This is a genomic window from Kitasatospora sp. NPDC091335, from assembly GCF_044757205.1.
In the GTDB taxonomy this organism is placed as follows: domain Bacteria; phylum Actinomycetota; class Actinomycetes; order Streptomycetales; family Streptomycetaceae; genus Kitasatospora.
The window spans coordinates 165,067-181,585 of the sequence record NZ_JBIVUM010000017.1; the positions used below are offsets into that span (position 1 = coordinate 165,067).

Below are 16,519 nucleotides of genomic sequence, written 5' to 3' on the forward strand. Positions count from 1 at the left end.
GGCCGCGGGCCGTCTCGGGGGGCGCCACGGGCGCTGTTCCTCGTCGTCGATGCCGTCGTTGTCGTCGGTCGCTCGTTTCCGCCGCCGGGACGCCCCGGCGGCAGCCGCGCCGCCCCGGGGCCTGCCCTCGGGCTCCCGGACGGCGCGTCACCTCGCCGCGGATGCGGCTCTAGAGTTCGCTCGCGAGCACGCCGCCCTTGCCCCAGTGGTCCTTCTCGACCTCGGTGAGGATGACGGTGACGGCCTCCTTGGGGCAGTCGGCGATGCGGGCGACGGAGTCGGTGAGCTCGGCGACGAGCTCGCGGCGCTGGTCGGTGGTGTTGCCCTTCCAGAGGGCGATGTTGACGACGGGCACGGGAGTTCCTTCCGATGGTTCGGGCTGGGGCGGTCCTGGGACGTCGGCCGGGGCGGTCTCAGGGGCGGGACGGGATCACTGCCGGCCCGCGGGCGCGGCGGCGACGGCCGCCTCGGCCGGGGCGGGCGCCGAGGCCGGCCCGGCCGCGCCGGCGGTGCGGCGGGCGGAGGCGTCGCGCGCGGTGGAGGCCAGTGCGGCGACCAGGGCGGCGGCCGCGAAGGCCACGCCGACCCAGGCGGGGGCGAGGTAGCCGTGCCCGCCGGTGATGGCCAGGCCGGCGGCCCACGGGCCCACCGCGTTGCCGATGTTGAAGGCCGAGATGTTGCCGGCGCTGGCCAGCGAGGGGGCCTCGCCGGCTTCGTTCATCACCCGGGTCTGGAGGCCGGGGTTGATCAGGAAGCTGGCGATGCCGAAGGCCGCGAGGGTGACGACCATGGCGATCTTGTTGTGTGCGGAGACCTGGAAGAGCAGCAGCATCCCGCCGAGCAGGATCATGCCGGTCCACAGGGTGCGCATCAGGTTGCGGTCGGCGAACTTGCCGCCGAGCCAGCTGCCGCAGAACGTGCCGACGCCGAAGAGGGTCAGCAGGAGCGGCACGGCGCCCTCGCCGAAGCCGGTGATGTCGGTGAGCAGCGGGGTGACGTAGGTGTACGCGGCGAACAGCGCGGCCTGGCTGAGCAGGGTGGTGGCCAGGGCCAGCCACACGTTGACGCGGCGGAAGGCGGCGAGTTCGGCGCGCAGGTTCGCACCCTCCTCGCGCGGCTGGTGCGGGATGAGGGTGATGACGCCGAGGAGGCCGACGGCGCCGATGGCGAAGACCGCCCAGAAGGGGGCGCGCCAGCCGAAGTGCTGGCCGAGGAACGCGCCGAGCGGGGCGCCGGCGATGGTGGCGATGGTCAGGCCGCCGAACATGATGGCGATGGCGCGGGCGCGCTTGGCCGGCTCCACCAGCGAGGCGGCGACGACGGCGCCGATGCCGAAGAACGCCCCGTGGGCGACGGCGGTGATGAGGCGGGCGGCCATCAGCACGCCGTAGCTCTGCGCGGTCGCGGCGACCAGCTCGCCGGCCAGGAAGACCACCAGCAGGGTGACCAGGGTGGCCTTGCGGGGGACGCGCGAGGCCAGCATGGTGATCAGCGGGGCGCCGACGGTCACGCCGATGGCGAAGAGCGAGATGAGGTGGCCCGCCTGGGGGACCGTCACATCGAAGGATTCGGCCAGCTCGGGGAGCAGGCCGGCGATCATGAACTCGGTGGTGCCGAGGCCGAAGATGGTGAGGCCCAGGATGAACAGGGCGATGGGCATGGCGACTTCTCCCGGAGGAAGGGCGCGAGGGCGGGAAGTGGGTCCGACCGGAGGCGGGGCGGGGGGCCTCTCCCCGACGGGGGTGCGGGGAGAGGCCGGTGGGCGGGGCGGACGGGGTGGTCAGCCCAGGACGGCGAGGCCCGCCTCGGCGATCTTGACGTCGTCGGTCCAGTGGCCGCCGGAGACGCCGATCGCGCCGACGACCTCGCCGTCGACCACGATCGGCAGCCCGCCGCCGAGGGCGACCAGGCGGGCGATGCCGGTGGGCGCGCCGTTGCCGATGACCTCGTCCTTCCTGAGGTTCTCCGACCACTGCTCGGTGGAGAGCTGGGAGGCGACGGCGGTGTAGGCCTTGTCCTGCGAGACCTGGAGGGTGATGAGCTTGGCGCCGTCCTGGCGGAGGAAGGCCTTCAGGTGGCCGCTCTCGTCCACGACGGAGATGCCGAAGCGCTTGTCGCCGGCGAGCGCGGCGGTGGCGGCGGCCTGGATGATCTTCTGGGCCAGCTCGCTGCTGACGGAGGCGCGGCGGACGACGTCGGACATGGTGGGGCTCCTCGTGGGTGTGGTGAGGGGTGGGCCGGCGGACAGTCAGCGTTCAATGACGAACTGTTCGATGTGGGAATGTACGCTATCGCAGCGTCGTCGCCCGCTGTCAAGACGTCACCGAGGTGGACCGGTCGGTACAGAAAATTGGCGCGAACCAGCCGCTCCGGTCCTGAATGCCCGCTCTGCCAAGGGACTTGGTTGACCGATCGGTCCACAACCACCTACGCTCCACGGCATGGCTCGACCCCGAGGCTTTGACACGGACGAGGCGCTGAGCGCTGCCATGGAGCTGTTCTGGCGCCAGGGCTACGAGGCCACCTCCGTCCAGGGCCTGTGCGCCGTCACCGGCCTGGGCAAGGGCTCGCTCTACGCCGCGTTCGGCAGCAAGCAGCAGCTGTACGAGCGGGCCCTGCGGCACTACGTGAAGCTCACGACGCACGACCTCCAGGCCCAACTGCTGCGCAGCGTCCCGTTCCGGCAGGCCGTCCGGGATCTGCTGCTCGACCGGATCGCCCAGTCGCTCGGCGCCCCCGAGCGGCCCGGCTGCCTGCTGGTGAGCGCCGTGGTCGAACGCGTCCCGCACGACCCGGGCGCCGCCCGGATCGCCCGCGACGCGATCGAGGCGCTCAAGGGCGCCTTCGCCGCCGCCCTCCACGCCGCCAGGGCGGCCGGCGAGATCTCCGCCGAAGCCGATGTCGATTCCCTCGCCGGATTCCTCACGGCCATGGTTCAGGCGTTGCGCGTCATGAGTATTTCGATGCCGGACGAGAAGCAACTCGCGGCCATCGTCGACACCGCCCTCTCGGTTATCCCCGATTAGTCGCCGGCGTCAGCAGGCAGGGCCGCCCCCCGCATTGCGGGGGGCGGCCCTTTTCGCGTGTCCGCGGGTGAACCGCGCATTGCGCCGGGAGACATTTCGGCCGAGGGGGCGGTCGGCCCTTCGCGTGCGGGGAGAAATCTTGGCCGCACGCGATTTTCCTTGGCGTTCCACCGTCCCTCCACCTAGATTCTCCAGGGCCAGCCCGAGTAAAGGGAAGTTCGAGTCCGGTCGATTACAAGGAGGCTCGGCGTGAGTGCCGAAACTGTCAAGGGCGCGATAATCCGTCGCGAGGAATTCGCATTCTCGGCGTTCGACTGGGGCCGGGTCGCGGAGCCCGTGGGGCCGGCGATCGGCGCACGGAAGGTCAGGCTCAACGTCGTCGAGGTCGCCCCGAACGCCGTCTGGCGGCAGGGCTGGTCCTTCGAGGAGGAGAACGTCGTCGTCGTGTTCGCCGGATCCGGCCACGGCGACGTCGGCAGCGCGCGCACCGGGCTGCGCCGCACCTCCGCGCTCTACTCGCCCACCGGCCGCACGCTCGAACTCACCGCCGGAGCCGAGGGCCTGACCGCCTACGTCTGGCGCAGCAAGCTCGCCGGCGGCGAGCCCGAGGGCGCGTCCCCCAAGACCGCCGGCGCCCTCACCGACAGCGATTCCCAGCTGCGCGGCTTCTCCGGCATCGGCGAGGCCCCCACCGAGGGCGAGGGCGCGGTCATGAACTTCGTGTTCTGGCCCGGCAGCGGCTCCGCGCGGCTGTGCCTGCACTGCGGTGTCCAGCAGCCCGGCCAGACCTTCAACGTGCACATCCACCCCGAGAGCGAAGAGGCGTTCATCGCCGTCGAAGGCGCCGGACAGCTCTACATGCACGACCAGTGGAACGACGTGCTCCCCGGCGACGTCCTGTACGCGCCCCCCGGAATTCCGCACGGCGCCCGCAACCCCCACACGGGCCCCGACGCCGAGCCGTTCACCACCTGCGGCGGGCCCACCCCCTTCGATCCGGCGCTGTACCACGCCGCCGGCGTCTCCCCTGATGTGAAGTGAGGTAACCCACAGCCATGTGCCGGATATACGGACACTTCGGCGGAGAGCACTCCGCGAACCACCTGCGCACGGTCGCACTGCTCCAGCGGCACGGCGGCCCCGACGCGCAGTACCTGGCCGCGGGCGACGACTGGGCGCTCGGCAACAACCGACTGGCCATCATGGACCTCGACCACGGCGACCAGCCCTACACCCTGGGCGACCGCATCAAGGTCGTCTTCAACGGCGAGATCTACAACCACCACGAACTCCGCGCCCGGCTGCGGTCGTTCGGCTACACCTTCCACGACCACTGCGACGGCAGCATCCTCCCGGCGCTCTACGACCACTACGGCGAGGGCTTCGCCGAGCACCTCGACGGCATGTTCGCCGTCGCCGTCCTCGACCTGCACCACGAGCCCACCCTGGTGCTCGCCACCGACCAGGCCGGGATGAAACCGCTCTACTACCGGTGGGACCGGCAGCGCGGCACGTTCCACTTCTCCTCCGAACTGCCCGCCCTGCTCTCGCTGCCGGGCATCAGCTGGGACCCGTGGCTGCCCGGCCTCGACGCCTACCTCGCCAGCAAGACCCCCTTCGGCGAACAGACGATGGTCGACTCGGTGCAGGTCCTGCCCCGCGCCACCACCGCCTCCTTCACCGCCGCCGGCGGGCTGCGCACCGTCCGCCGCGCCGACGCCACCTCCGACGAGCGGTTCGGCGACCTGGAGAGCGCGGGAGCCCGGCTCCAGGAGGTGCTGCGCGAGCAGACGCGGCTGCTGGCCCTGGCCGACGTGCCGATCTCCGCGATCACCAGCGGCGGCCTCGACTCCAGCCTGGTCACCGCGCTCCTCGCCGAGACCGTGTCCGACCTCACCAGCTTCAACATCGCCTACCAGGGCGACTGGCCCTTCGACGAGCGGCACTTCGCCCGCGAGGTCGCCGAGCGCCACGGCACCAGGTACCACCAGGTCGAGGCCGACCCGGCCCGCTTCCCCGAGCTGCTGCACGACGTGGTCTGGCACCTCGGCCAGCCCAACGCCGACCCCATCTCGATCAGCACCTACCTCCTCTTCCAGGCCGTGCGCGACGCCGGCTTCAAGGTCGCCGTCACCGGCGACGCCGCCGACGAGATCTTCGGCGGGTACGGGCGCATCAAACAGGCCCTCCTCGACGGCGAGGGCGACTGGGCCCACAACTACCTCGAAGCCCTCGCCGCGATCCCGGGCGAACTGCGCCGGTCGCTCTACACCGACGACTACCGCGCCTACCTGGCGCAGCACGGCGGCGCGTACGACACCCTGCGCGACACCCTCGGCAAGAAGTACGGCGAGACCGGCGACCGGCTGGCGGCCATCACCGCCTTCGAGGTCGACGAACGGCTGCCCGCCTACCACCTGCGCCGCGTCGACCACCTGTCCATGGCCAGCTCGGTGGAGGTCCGGCTGCCGTTCTGCCAGCCCGCCGTCACCCGGTTCGCCCTCGGCCTGCCCGAGGAGTTCCGGGTCCGCGGCCAGGAGGGCAAGCGGGCCCTGTACCAGGCGGCCCGCGGACTGCTGCCCGACTCCGTCCTCAACCGGCCCAAGCAGCCCTTCACCCTGCCCATCACCGCGATGCTGCGCCCCGGCGAGGCGCTGCTCGACCACGCCAGGGAGACCCTGTCGCCCGCCGCGCTGCGCGCCGGGGGACAGCTCGACGCCACCGCCGTGCAGAACCTCATCAGCAGCCAGATCGAGCGCCCCAGCGACACCAGCGCGCTGGCCATCTGGTCGCTGATGGTCCACCAGATCTGGCGCGAGCAGCTCGGCACCCCGCGCACCGGCGCGCTCCCGGTGAGGGAGGCGGCGTGATGCAGGCCCAGATCGCCTACGCCAAGGGCAGCCCCAGCCCCACCCTCGCCCTGCCCGCCGACGGGCTGCCCGAGCGCCCGGAGGAGCTGGAGCCCGCGCTGCGCGAGGCCGTACGCCACCTCGCGGAGCTGGGCCACGGCCTGGAGAAGATCACCAAGATCGCGCTCATCGCCCCCTCCGCGCACCCCCTGTTCGACATCGACTACCGCTTCGTGCAGGTCATGCCGGGGCCCGAGCCCCGCTTCGACTTCCACGGCAGCTGCGGCCACTCGGTGCTCTCCTCGGTGATGGCCGCCAGCCGGCTCGGCTGGGTGCACCGGCTCGCCCCCGGCCACCGGGTGCGGGTCAACGTCCTCAACAACGGCGACCACGTGGTGTGCGAGGTCGACGACTGCGAGCGCGACCGCGCCACCTTCACCGCCCACTTCATGCACCACCCGGCGGTCTGCCTGGACGCCCTCACCCACGGCGGCGGGCCCACCACCTCGCTCGTCTACGAGGACGGCAGCATCACCGCGAGCTGTGTGTCGGTGAGCAACCCGTACGTCTTCGTCAACGCGGCCGACCTCGGGGTGCGCGACGCCGACGAGCTCTTCACCGACGACCCGCACCTGTTCGAGGTCCTCCAGCAGATCCGCAGCGCCGCCGCCGACGTCTACGGGCTGCCCCGCGGCGGGGCCTTCCCGAAGATCGCGGCGCTGCTGCCCGACGGCGACGGCACCATCGCCGCCCGCCCGATCTCCGTGCCCGGCTGGCACCCCACCATCGCGCTGACCGGCGCGGTCTGCCTCGGCGCGGCGAGCAAGATGGCCGGCACCGTCCCGTACACGCTGGCCGGCAGCGCCGCCGCCCCCGGCGAGCCGCTCACCGTCCGCACGGCGGGCGGCACCACCGCCGTGCGCGCCGCGGTCACCGGCAACACCCCCGCGGACACCCTCGCCTGGGTGAGCGTCGCCCAGAAGTCGGTGGAGTTCACCGGCTCGCTCACCCTCGAACGGCTTCGGCCCTACGCCCAGAAGGAGGCGCTCTCCCATGCCCACCGCTGAACTGCCCACCGCCGGGCTGGGCGACACCGCGGCGACCGGCCGCGAGAGTCTGCTCGCCACCCTCGCCGAGCACGCGACGGCGGCCGACCGGGAGGGCCGGCCGTTCCCCGAGGTGCTGGCGGCCGTCCGCGCCTCCGACGTCACCGGCCTGGTGGCGCCCACCCACCTCGGGGGCGCCGGGGCCGCGCAGCTGGCGGTCAACCGGCGCGTCGCCGAGATCGCCCGCCACGACCCCTCCACCGCCATCATCGTCTTCCAGCACCTGGCCGTCTCCAGCCGCATCGTCGAGTGGGGCACCGACGGGCAGCAGCGCGAGCTGCTGCCCAGGCTCGCCTCCGGCGAGTGGCTGGCGGCCTCCGCCTGGAGCGAGTCCGGGGCGGGCGCCGCCAAGCGCAACCTCGCCACCGTCGCCGAGGAACGGCCCGACGGCAGCTGGTCGATCAGCGGCGGCAAGGCCTTCACCACCGGCGCCGGCCTCGCCGACGTCTACCTCGTGCTCGCCCAGACCACCCGGGTGGAGGACGACGGCGAGGTCTACGGCTCCTCGGGCCAGAGCTTCTTCCTCATCCCCGCCGACACCCCCGGCATCACCCCGGACACCGGCCTCGACCTGGTCGGCATGCGCGCCTCGGCGACCGGCTTCATCGAGCTGGAGGACTGCGTGGTGCCCGCGGACGCCATGCTGGGCCCGCGCGACGGCGCCAACCGCGTCATCGCCGGCGTCCGCCAGTCCGGCGCGACGCTGGGCGCGGTCGCCGTCGGCATCGCCGAGGCCGCCTGGGACCACGCCTTCGCGGCCGCCCGCAAGCGCGGCCTGCTCGACCACCAGGGCCTGCGCTTCCGGCTCGCCGAGGTCCGCACCCGGATCGAGGCCGCGCGCGCACTGGTCGAACGGGCCGGGCGGTGCGACGCCCCCGACCCGGGCGCCGTCACCCTGCACAGCAAGATCTTCGCCGCCGAGGTCGCCGAGGAGGTCGTGCAGACCCTCGCCCGGCTGCTCGGCAGCGCCGGCTACGTGATCTCCAACCCCATCAACCGGATGGCCCGCGACGCCCGCGCCGTGGCGCTCATGGGACCGACGAACGACCTCGCAAGGGAGCTGGTGAGCACCCCGTGGACCCTGTGAACCCTGTGAACCCCACCCCGGCCTACGACCTCCTCGTCCGGGGCGGCACGCTCGTCGACGGCCGCCGGGCCACCCGCGCCGACCTCGCCGTGCGCGACGGGCGGATCGCCGCCGTCCTGGCGCCCGGCGCGCCCGCCGAGGCCCGCGAGACGGTCGACGCCTCCGGCCGGTACGTGCTGCCCGGCCTCATCGACTCCCACGTGCACTTCCGAACTCCCGGCCTCACCGGCAAGGAGGAGTGGGCGAACGGCTCGCGGGCGGCCGTCGCGGGCGGTGTCACCACCGTCATCGACATGCCCAACACCAGGCCCGCCACCTTCACCCCCGCCGACGCCCACGCCAAGCACGCCCTGATCGAGGGCACCAGCCTGGTCGACTACCGCTTCCACGCCGGAGTCAACCCGGACGAGGTCACGCTCCTCGACGACTTCACCCCGCGCGAGGCGACCTCCGCCAAGGCCTTCCTGACCGGCCACCACACCGCGCCGCACGTCCTGCGCGACCCCGCCAGGCTGGACGACCTCTTCCGGCTCGCCGCCGCGAAGAACCTGCGGCTGCTCTTCCACGCCGAGGACGACGACGTCTTCGCCCTCCTCGACCAGTGGCAGGGCGAACCCCTGGCCTACCGCTCGTACGAGGCCCACCGGCCGCGCAGCGGCGGCATCGTCGCCGTCGCCAAGCTCATCGAACTCGCCCGCAGGCACCGCACCGACGTGCACGTCCTGCACGTGTCCAGCAAGGAGGAGGCCGACCTGCTCACCGCGGCGGGCGCGGCCGGGATCCCGATCACCTTCGAGGTCACCGGGCACCACCTCTCCTTCACCACCGAGGACACGCTGCGCCTCGGCCCGCGCATCCGGCTCAGCCCCGCCATCAGGGACCAGGCCGACCAGGACAGGCTCTGGCAGGCCGTCATCCGCGGCGAGGTCGCCAGTGTCGGGAGCGACCACGCCCCGCACGCCCTCACCGACAAGGCGCTGCCAGCCCCCGACGCCCCGCCGGGGCTGCCCGGGGTGCAGGAGCTCTTCCCCGCGCTGCTCACCGGGCTGCGCCGGCGCCTCCCTGGCGGCGACGCCGAGCAGGCCCTGACGATCGCCGTGCGGGTCATGGCGGAGGGCCCGGCCCGGCTCTTCGGGCTGGAAGGCCGCAAGGGCGCCCTCACCGAGGGCCACGACGCGGACCTCGTCCTCGTCTCCGCCGACACCAACTGGTGGCTGCGCGCCGACGAGGCGTACGCCAAGGTCGGCTGGTCCGCCTACGAGGGCTGGACCTTCACCGGCCGCGTCGAGCGCACCCTGCGGCAGGGCCGCGAGGTCTACGCCCGCCGAGCGGACGGCACCGCCGTCTTCGGCCGCCCCGACGGCCGCTGGCTGGAGGCGGGCGTGCCCGCCCTGGCGGGAGCCGGGCGATGAGCCGGGAATCGCTGCTCGCGCCGTCCGACGACCTGAGGTCGCACTTCAAGGACGCCATGGCCGCGCTGGCCGGCGGCGTGTGCGTGGTGACGACGACCGGGCCCGACGGCACGCCCTACGGCTTCGCCGCCACCTCCGTCACGTCGGTGTCGCTCGACCCGCCGATGATGCTGGTCTGCCAGGCCAAGTCCTCGCGCTCGTACCGGCTGTTCGCCGGGGCGGGGCCGGTCGCGATCAACGTGCTGGCGGCCGGACAGCGGCCGGTGGCCGAGCGGTTCGCGACGTCCGCGGACGACAAGTTCGCCGGTACCGGCTTCGAGTACGCCGAGGGCCTGGCCCCGGTGCTGCCGGGCGCCCTCGCCGCCGTCCGGTGCCGGCGGGCGCGCACCGTCGACGCGGGGGACCACAGCGTCCTGCTGCTCGACGTGCTCGACGTGCGCACCGCCCCCGGCGAGCCGCTGATCTACCACGGCAGGCGCTACCAGCGCCTGGAGCTCACGCGTCGTGGCTGACGAGCGCCGTGTCGAGCTTGCCGAGGAGCGCGGACAGCTGGCCGGCCTCCTCCTCGGAGAGCCCGCTGCCGAGCACCTCGCGCTCGGTCTGCTTCCGGGCGGCGATCACCTGGTCGACGACCTCGCGGCCCTTGTCGGTGAGCCGGACGATCACGATCCGCCGGTTCTCCGGGCTCAGCCGGCGCTCGACCAGACCGGCCTGCTCCAGCCGGTTGACGCGGTTGGTCATGGTGCTGTTCGAGATGAGCAGCCGGTCGGCGATGTTGCCCGGGCACATCTCGTGGACCGGCGCCTGGGTGCGCAGCGTGGTGAGCACGTCGAACTCCCAGGCCTGAAGCCCGAAGCGGGAGCACGTGCGACCGAAGCGCAGCTCGGCCTGGCGTGAGACGCGCAGCAGCCGGTCGATGACCGGCAGGGCGACGGCCCCCTCCACCAGTGCGGGAGCGTTCGAAAGCTTCTCCTCCATGCCCAGAGCGTAGCCGAGAACTGTTCGATGTCGTAATGACGAAAGGAAAGCGATGTCCCTGCTGAACCTTCCCGACCGCCCCGGACCGGCCCCCCGCACCCGCGGCCCGGTGCCCCACGGTCAGCTCGACCAGATCGCCCCGACGCCGCTTCAGGAGGAGTTCTGGCAGCGGATGCGGTCGCTCAGCGGCGTCTACCTCGCCCCGACCCACGTGCCCTACCCCGAGGCCCGCGCCATCCACCTGGCCCCCGAGTTCGGCACCGGGCCCGACGACGCCTTCATCCGGCAGAGCCGGGAGTTCGCCCACCAGCACCCGCCGCAGGACGGCAGCGTGCACCTCACCCTGCCCCCGGCGACCAAGAAGCACGTCACCGACGCGGGCTGGGGGATCCCGCACCCGATCCAGAACACCCTGCTGCTCTTCGGCCCGCGCGACCGGGACGAGATCGAGGTGGCCTGGCGGATCCTGCTGGCCTCGTACACCTACGCCCGCGGCCGCGCCCACGAGTGAGCGGGTGGACGCGGCGGGGCCCGGTCGTGTGTCACCCACACGGCCGGGCCCGTCCCGTGCTCAGGCTCCTTCGCAGGCCCGTGCTCAGGCCCTTTGTGGGGCCCCCGCTTCGATGCCGTCGAGCAGGACGGCGAGGCCGGTGCGGAAGGCCTCCCGGTGGGTGTCCTCCGGGGCGCCGCCGCCCTCGCTCCGCAGGGCCACGAGCAGCGGGAAGCGCTCCGCGAAGTCCGGTGCCAGCTCGGCCAGCCGGGCGGACCGGGCGGACCACCACTCCTCGTCGGTGACGCCGGTCGCGGCCGCCGCGCCGCGCGCGTCCGCGGTGGTGGCGGCCAGGCCGCGGACGAACTGCCAGAGCGCGGCGACCGCCCCGCGCAGCCGCGGCGGCGCCAGTGCGGCCGGTCGCAACGCGCCCAACAGCGCCTCCATCGCGGCGAGTTCGGCCGGGCCGAGGACCGGGCGGGCCTGTGAGACCTGGAGCACCCAGGGGTGGCGCAGATAGCAGGCGTACAGGCCCTCGGCCCAGGCGGTGACGGACTCCCGCCAGCCGGCCGCCGGCGGTTGCCCGGTGGGGAGTTCGGCGAGTGCCCGGTCGTGCATCAGGTCGAGCAGTTCGGCCTTGCCCGGCACGTAGGTGTACAGCGCCATCGCGGTGCGGCCGAGCCGCTCGCCCACGGCGCGCATCGACAGCGCGGCCATGCCCTCGGCGTCGGCCACCGCGACGGCGGCGGACACGATCGCGTCCACGCTCAGACCCGGCCTGGGGCCGCTGCGTCCGGTGCGCGGTTCCTCGGGCGCACCCCAGAGCAGGGCGAGCGAGCGATGGGCGTCGCCCTGCCCGGCGTAGACGGTCATCCGGCATCTCCTTATGGCGTAAAGTATCGCCGCGGCGGCAACTCTTTATGCCGTAAGGTTACCAACCGAAGGAGTTTCGCGATGACATTGCCCGTCACCTTCGCCGAGGTCGTCGAGGTCCGCCGGATCACGCCGCGCACCACGCGGATCACCTTCGCCGCCGACGAGCTGCCCGACACCGTCGGTACCGCCCCCGACCAGCAGCTCAAGCTCTGCTTCCCGCGCCCCGGGCAGCGCGAGCCGGTGCTGCCCGCCCGGCAGGACGACCCGATGGGCTGGTACCGGGCCTACCTGGCCGTCCCCGAGGCCGAGCGCCCGCTGCTGCGCAGCTTCACCCTGCGTCACCGGCACCCCGGCAGCCGGCTGGTGGAGATCGACTTCGTGCTGCACGGCGGCACGGGACCGGCCACCGCCTGGGCGCTGCGGGCCGCGCCCGGGGACCGGCTCGGCATGGTCGGCCCCTCCGCGCTGTACGCCCCGCCGGTGCCGTTCGCCGAGGCCGCGGCGGCGGCCGACTGGGTGCTGCTGGCCGGGGACGAGACCGCGCTGCCCGCGATCGCGACGCTGGTCGCGGCACTGCCCGCCGGGGTGCCGGCGCTGGCGTACGTCGAGGTCGCGGACGAGGCCGAGCGGCAGCCGCTGGAGGGCGGGGACGGCCTCGTCGTGCACTGGCTGCACCGCGACGGGGCCGCCCCCGGCACCGTGCTGGCAGGCGCCGTCAGGTCCGCCGGGCTGCCCGCGGGCCGGCCGTTCGCCTGGCTGGCCGGCGAGGCGGGAGCCGTCCGGGCGCTGCGTCGTCACCTGGTCGAGGAGCGCGGGGTGCCGAAGGCGTCCATCGACTTCACCGGCTACTGGCGCCACCGGCTGACCCAGGACGACGCGCCCACCGACGAGGACCTGGCGGACGCCCAGGAGCGGCTGGCCGGGTACTGACCGGTCGGCCGGGTACCGACCAGGGGAGCGGCCGGGCGCGGAAAGGGCCGATCGGCTGAAAGATGCGGATTCGGCCCGATTTCCTTCGTGGATTTTACTGACTGATGGTCAACTTTACTTTCTGATGGGGATTTACCCCCTTGTCGTGATCCTCTCAGGTGCGTTGGAATGCGTCAGCTGTCATCTGACGAGAGGATTTATATGATCGGCTGGCGGAAAACCCAGCTAGCAAGTGCCGTCACCATCACCGCCGCGTCCATGGTCCTGAGCCTCGGGACGGCCGCGGGCGCGGCTCCGGCCCCCGCACCGCGGAACGCCCCGACGGCGTCCGCGGAAGCCCCGGTGCCGGTGATCGTGATCCTGAAGGACCAGATCGCGGAGGCCCCGGCCGACCACGGCCACCTCGGCGCCCGGCAGCAGAAGACCGCCGACGCGCAGGCACCGCTGCTGAAGCAGGTCAGGGCGGCCGGCGGCACCGACATCAAGAGCTTCGTGGTCGGCAACGCCTTCTCCGCCACCGTCAGCCCCGCGCTGCGGGACCGGCTCCAGGCGGACCCGGCGGTCTCCGCCGTGGTGGCGGACACCCAGGTCCAGGTCGCCCCGGCGGGCGCGGGCAAGGCGAAGGCGGCCAAGGACGCCGCCGGTACCGGGGCGGCCAAGGCCGACGCCGCCCCGCAGGCCGTTTCGGGCAGCAACGGTCAGAACGGCAACGGTCAGAACGGCAACGGGCTGGTCGGCAACAGCCAGGGCGGTGAGGAGAACGCGACCAACACGGTCTGCCCCTCCGACCCGGCCAAGCCGCTGCTGGAGCCCGAGGGCCTCTACTCGACCCGGGCCGTCACCGGCAACGGCAAGCCCGGCGTCGAGGACCTGGCCACCGGCAAGGGCGTCAAGGTCGCCTACATCGCCGACGGACTGGACCCGGACAACCCGGACTTCATCCGGGCCGACGGCTCCCACGCCGTGGTCGACTTCCAGGACTTCGCGGGCGACGGCTGGAACGCGCCGACCGGCGCGGCGGAGGCCTTCGGCGACGCCTCGGCGGTCATCGCCCAGGGCCGTCAGGTCTACGACGTCTCCCAGTTCGTGAACTCCTCGCAGCCGCTCCCGGCCGGCTGCACCATCCGCATCCGCGGCCTCGCCCCGGACGCCGACCTGGTCGCGCTGAAGGCCGGCGGCGAGATGATGGCCAACTCCTCGATCCTCCAGTCGATCGACTACGCGGTGCGGGTCGCCCACGTGGACGTGCTGAACGAGTCCTTCGGCGGCAACGTCACCCCGGACAGCGGCGCGCACGACACCATCTCGCTCTTCAACGAGCAGGCCGCCAAGGCCGGGGTCACCGTCGCGGTCTCCACCGGCGACGCCGGGATCAGCGGCACGATCGGCACCCCGGCCACCGACCCGTACGTGATCGCGGTCGGCGCCTCCACCGACAACCAGAACTACCAGCAGACCGGTTACGCGGCCTCCCGGTTCTCGAACAGGACCTGGAGCGACAACCGGATCTCCGCGCTCTCCTCGGGCGGCTTCACCCAGGCCGGCCGGACGGTGGACCTGGTCGCGCCGGGCGAGTCGGACTGGGCGCTCTGCACGCCGGACCCGAGCAGGTACACCGACTGCACGGGCTACAACGGCAAGCCCACACCGATCCAGCCGTTCGGCGGCACCAGCCAGTCGGCCCCGTTCGTCACCGGCGCCGCGGCCCTGGTGATCCAGGCCTACCGCGACACCCACGGCGGCGACTCGCCGGCCCCGGCGCTGGTGAAGAAGTTCCTCACCGGCACCGCCACCGACCTCGGCGTCCCAGCCGAGGAGCAGGGCGCGGGCCTGCTGAACGTCCGCGCCGCCGTCGAGGCCGCCCGCGGCTACGCCGGCGGGGACGGCACCGACGGCGCGAAGACCGTCCTGGTCACCACCGGGCAGATCGACATCGCCGGCGCCCCCGGCTCGACCCACACCGCCGACGTGACCGTCACCAACACCGGTGACACCACCCGGACGGTCAGCGCCACGACCCGCGGCTTCGTCCCGCAGTCGAGCAACCGGCAGACCGTCCAGCTGGACCCGTCCTCGAAGGACACCTTCAAGTACGCGACCAACGGCACGGACTGGGTGCAGAAGCAGGTGAAGTTCACCGTGCCGGCCGGCGCCGACCGCCTCGCGGCCTCGATCGCCTGGCAGGGCGCGCCCAACCCGGTCACCAACGGCCCGGTGGTCCGGATGACGCTGCTCGACCCCTCGGGCCGCTTCGAGACCAACACCCGCCCGCAGGGCGGCGCCACCCCGGCGAACTTCGGCCTGGTGGACGTCCCGCACCCGGTGGCCGGCGAGTGGACGGCGGTCCTCTACACCCCGGCGGGCCAGGCCGGTTACGGCGGAGCCGTCCAGCTGGGCACCGCCACCCAGCGCGCGGTGCCGGCCGGCGCCGTGAGCCCGGGCACCACCGACCTGAAGCCGGGCCAGACCAAGACCCTCAAGGTCCGGCTCACCACCCCGGCCGCCAGCGGCGACTCCAGCGAGGCCGTCCTGGTCTCCGGCTCCGACGGCAGCACCACCAGCGTCCCGGTGGTGCTGCGCAGCCTCGTCCCGGTGAACCAGGGCACGGGCACCTTCACCGGCACCGTCACCGGTGGCAACGCCCGCAACGCCTCGCCGACGCAGAGCTTCTCGTACGCCTTCGACGTCCCGAAGGGCCGGCAGGACCTGCGGGTCGGCCTGACCGTCGGCAAGGACTCGAAGCTGCTCATGCAGGGCGCGCTGATCAGCCCGAACGGCACCCCGGTCGACATCGAGGGCAACGGGCTGTTCGACGCCCAGGGGCAGCTGACCGGCACCGGTGACGGCGTCTCGGCCACCGCGGTCAAGCCGGCCGCCGGCCGCTGGCGGTTCGTCCTGAACGTGCTCGGCCCGGTCAGCGGCCAGGAGCTCGCCCAGGACTTCACCGGCACCGTCGCGTTCGACCGGAACCAGGCCACGGCGGCCGGGCTGCCGAACGACGTGCGCACCGGGCTGGCCGCCGGCAAGCCGGTCACCGTGCGGGTGGACTACACCAACAACACCGTCGCGACCCAGCGGATCGCGGCCGACGGCCGGCTGGACCGCAGGGCGGACCTGCCGCTGGTGCCGCAGGGCTCCTCGGCGACCGTCGCCCTGCCGCTGACCCTCAGCTCCACGGTGCCGTCCTTCCTGGTGCCGCCGGGCACCGACCGGCTCAAGGCCGTGGCGGCGTCCTCGACACCGGCGCAGATCGAGCTGAGCGCCACCGCGGGATCGCCGGACCTGTTCGGCGACCTGAAGAAGGCCCAGGACGGCTCGGCCATCTCGGTCGCGACCGACAACGGCACCGCCGAGCAGCCGGTCGTCCCCGGGAACTGGACCACCTTCGTCCAGCAGATCGGCCCGTTCGGCACCGGCGGCGCGCCGGCCGGCACCTCCACCCTCACGGCCACCGCGCACACCCAGGCCTTCGACCCGGCGCTGACCTCCAGCACCGGTGACCCGTACGCCGCCGCGGTGAACGCCTCGGCCCCGGCCGCCACCCCGGTGACCGTCGCGCCCGGTGCCACCGGCTCGCTCCAGGTGACGCTGACCCCGGCCGGCCCGAAGGGCAGCACGGTCAGGGGTGTGCTGTACCTGGTGTCGGGACCGACCGGCGTGGCCACCGCCAACAACGTCCTGAACACCACCGGTTCGGTGCTCGCGGCGATCCCGTACAGCTACACCGTGAACTGATCCCGCGTCGGATCCGCTCGGTCCGAGACC

At 73.1% G+C, this 16,519-nt stretch carries 15 protein-coding genes; 10 read left to right on the forward strand and 5 right to left on the reverse strand.

Annotated elements, in window-relative coordinates:
* Nucleotides 1-169 precede the first annotated feature (169 nt).
* The 3 genes from ACIQOW_RS30320 to ACIQOW_RS30330 form a co-directional block, all read right to left on the reverse strand.
* The gene (locus ACIQOW_RS30320) at nt 170-355 is read right to left on the reverse strand and encodes a 2-hydroxymuconate tautomerase (protein ID WP_401090265.1); all 186 of its coding nucleotides are present in this window, start codon (nt 353-355) and stop codon (nt 170-172) included.
* A 75-nt stretch (nt 356-430) separates the two neighbouring features.
* Nucleotides 431-1,660: a Cmx/CmrA family chloramphenicol efflux MFS transporter gene (locus ACIQOW_RS30325; RefSeq protein ID WP_401090267.1), complete on the reverse strand. Its 1,230-nt coding sequence runs from the start codon at nt 1,658-1,660 to the stop codon at nt 431-433.
* A 120-nt stretch (nt 1,661-1,780) separates the two neighbouring features.
* Entirely contained in the window at nt 1,781-2,203 is a 423-nt protein-coding gene (locus tag ACIQOW_RS30330) for a heme-binding protein (protein WP_401090269.1), read from the reverse strand.
* A 238-nt stretch (nt 2,204-2,441) separates the two neighbouring features.
* Here ACIQOW_RS30330 and ACIQOW_RS30335 point away from each other — a divergent pair, with 238 nt between their 5' ends.
* The 7 genes from ACIQOW_RS30335 (at nt 2,442) to ACIQOW_RS30365 (ending at nt 9,992) form a co-directional block, all read left to right on the forward strand.
* Entirely contained in the window at nt 2,442-3,026 is a 585-nt protein-coding gene (locus ACIQOW_RS30335) for a TetR/AcrR family transcriptional regulator (RefSeq protein WP_401090270.1), read from the forward strand.
* A 249-nt stretch (nt 3,027-3,275) separates the two neighbouring features.
* Nucleotides 3,276-4,067, forward strand: a complete 792-nt coding sequence (locus ACIQOW_RS30340; RefSeq protein ID WP_401090272.1) for a cupin domain-containing protein — start codon at nt 3,276-3,278, stop codon at nt 4,065-4,067.
* A 14-nt stretch (nt 4,068-4,081) separates the two neighbouring features.
* Complete coding sequence (asnB, locus tag ACIQOW_RS30345) at nt 4,082-5,896, forward strand: asparagine synthase (glutamine-hydrolyzing) (protein ID WP_401090274.1); 1,815 nt, start codon at nt 4,082-4,084, stop codon at nt 5,894-5,896.
* A complete protein-coding gene (locus tag ACIQOW_RS30350) occupies nt 5,896-6,942 on the forward strand; it encodes a PrpF domain-containing protein (RefSeq protein WP_401090275.1) in 1,047 nt (348 codons plus the stop codon). The genes asnB and ACIQOW_RS30350 overlap by 1 nt, the downstream gene beginning before the upstream one ends.
* Nucleotides 6,929-8,068 carry an acyl-CoA dehydrogenase family protein gene (locus ACIQOW_RS30355; RefSeq protein ID WP_401090277.1) on the forward strand — a complete coding sequence of 380 codons (1,140 nt, stop codon included), beginning with the start codon at nt 6,929-6,931 and terminating at the stop codon, nt 8,066-8,068. Before ACIQOW_RS30350 ends, ACIQOW_RS30355 begins: the two co-directional genes overlap by 14 nt.
* 5 nt (nt 8,069-8,073) lie before the next feature.
* Nucleotides 8,074-9,480, forward strand: a complete 1,407-nt coding sequence (locus tag ACIQOW_RS30360) for a dihydroorotase family protein (protein ID WP_401090279.1) — start codon at nt 8,074-8,076, stop codon at nt 9,478-9,480.
* Nucleotides 9,477-9,992, forward strand: coding sequence for a flavin reductase family protein (locus tag ACIQOW_RS30365; protein ID WP_401090280.1), 516 nt, complete (start codon nt 9,477-9,479; stop codon nt 9,990-9,992). The genes ACIQOW_RS30360 and ACIQOW_RS30365 overlap by 4 nt, the downstream gene beginning before the upstream one ends.
* Here ACIQOW_RS30365 and ACIQOW_RS30370 read toward each other — a convergent pair.
* Nucleotides 9,976-10,458 carry a MarR family winged helix-turn-helix transcriptional regulator gene (locus tag ACIQOW_RS30370; RefSeq protein ID WP_188298450.1) on the reverse strand — a complete coding sequence of 161 codons (483 nt, stop codon included), beginning with the start codon at nt 10,456-10,458 and terminating at the stop codon, nt 9,976-9,978. The two genes, ACIQOW_RS30365 and ACIQOW_RS30370, sit on opposite strands and share 17 nt — an antisense overlap.
* Before the next feature lie 52 nt (nt 10,459-10,510).
* Here ACIQOW_RS30370 and ACIQOW_RS30375 point away from each other — a divergent pair, with 52 nt between their 5' ends.
* The gene (locus tag ACIQOW_RS30375; RefSeq protein WP_401090283.1) at nt 10,511-10,969 is read left to right on the forward strand and encodes a luciferase family protein; all 459 of its coding nucleotides are present in this window, start codon (nt 10,511-10,513) and stop codon (nt 10,967-10,969) included.
* 84 nt (nt 10,970-11,053) lie between these two features.
* On the opposite strand, the gene ACIQOW_RS30380 is transcribed toward ACIQOW_RS30375, so the two are convergent.
* Nucleotides 11,054-11,821: a TetR/AcrR family transcriptional regulator C-terminal domain-containing protein gene (locus tag ACIQOW_RS30380; RefSeq protein ID WP_401090284.1), complete on the reverse strand. Its 768-nt coding sequence runs from the start codon at nt 11,819-11,821 to the stop codon at nt 11,054-11,056.
* Between the two features lie 81 nt (nt 11,822-11,902).
* On the opposite strand from ACIQOW_RS30380, the gene ACIQOW_RS30385 reads away from it, so the two are divergent.
* Both ACIQOW_RS30385 and ACIQOW_RS30390 read left to right on the forward strand, forming a co-directional pair.
* Entirely contained in the window at nt 11,903-12,754 is an 852-nt protein-coding gene (locus ACIQOW_RS30385; protein ID WP_401090286.1) for a siderophore-interacting protein, read from the forward strand.
* Between the two features lie 258 nt (nt 12,755-13,012).
* Nucleotides 13,013-16,489: a S8 family serine peptidase gene (locus tag ACIQOW_RS30390; RefSeq protein ID WP_401090288.1), complete on the forward strand. Its 3,477-nt coding sequence runs from the start codon at nt 13,013-13,015 to the stop codon at nt 16,487-16,489.
* Nucleotides 16,490-16,519: the final 30 nt, after the last annotated feature.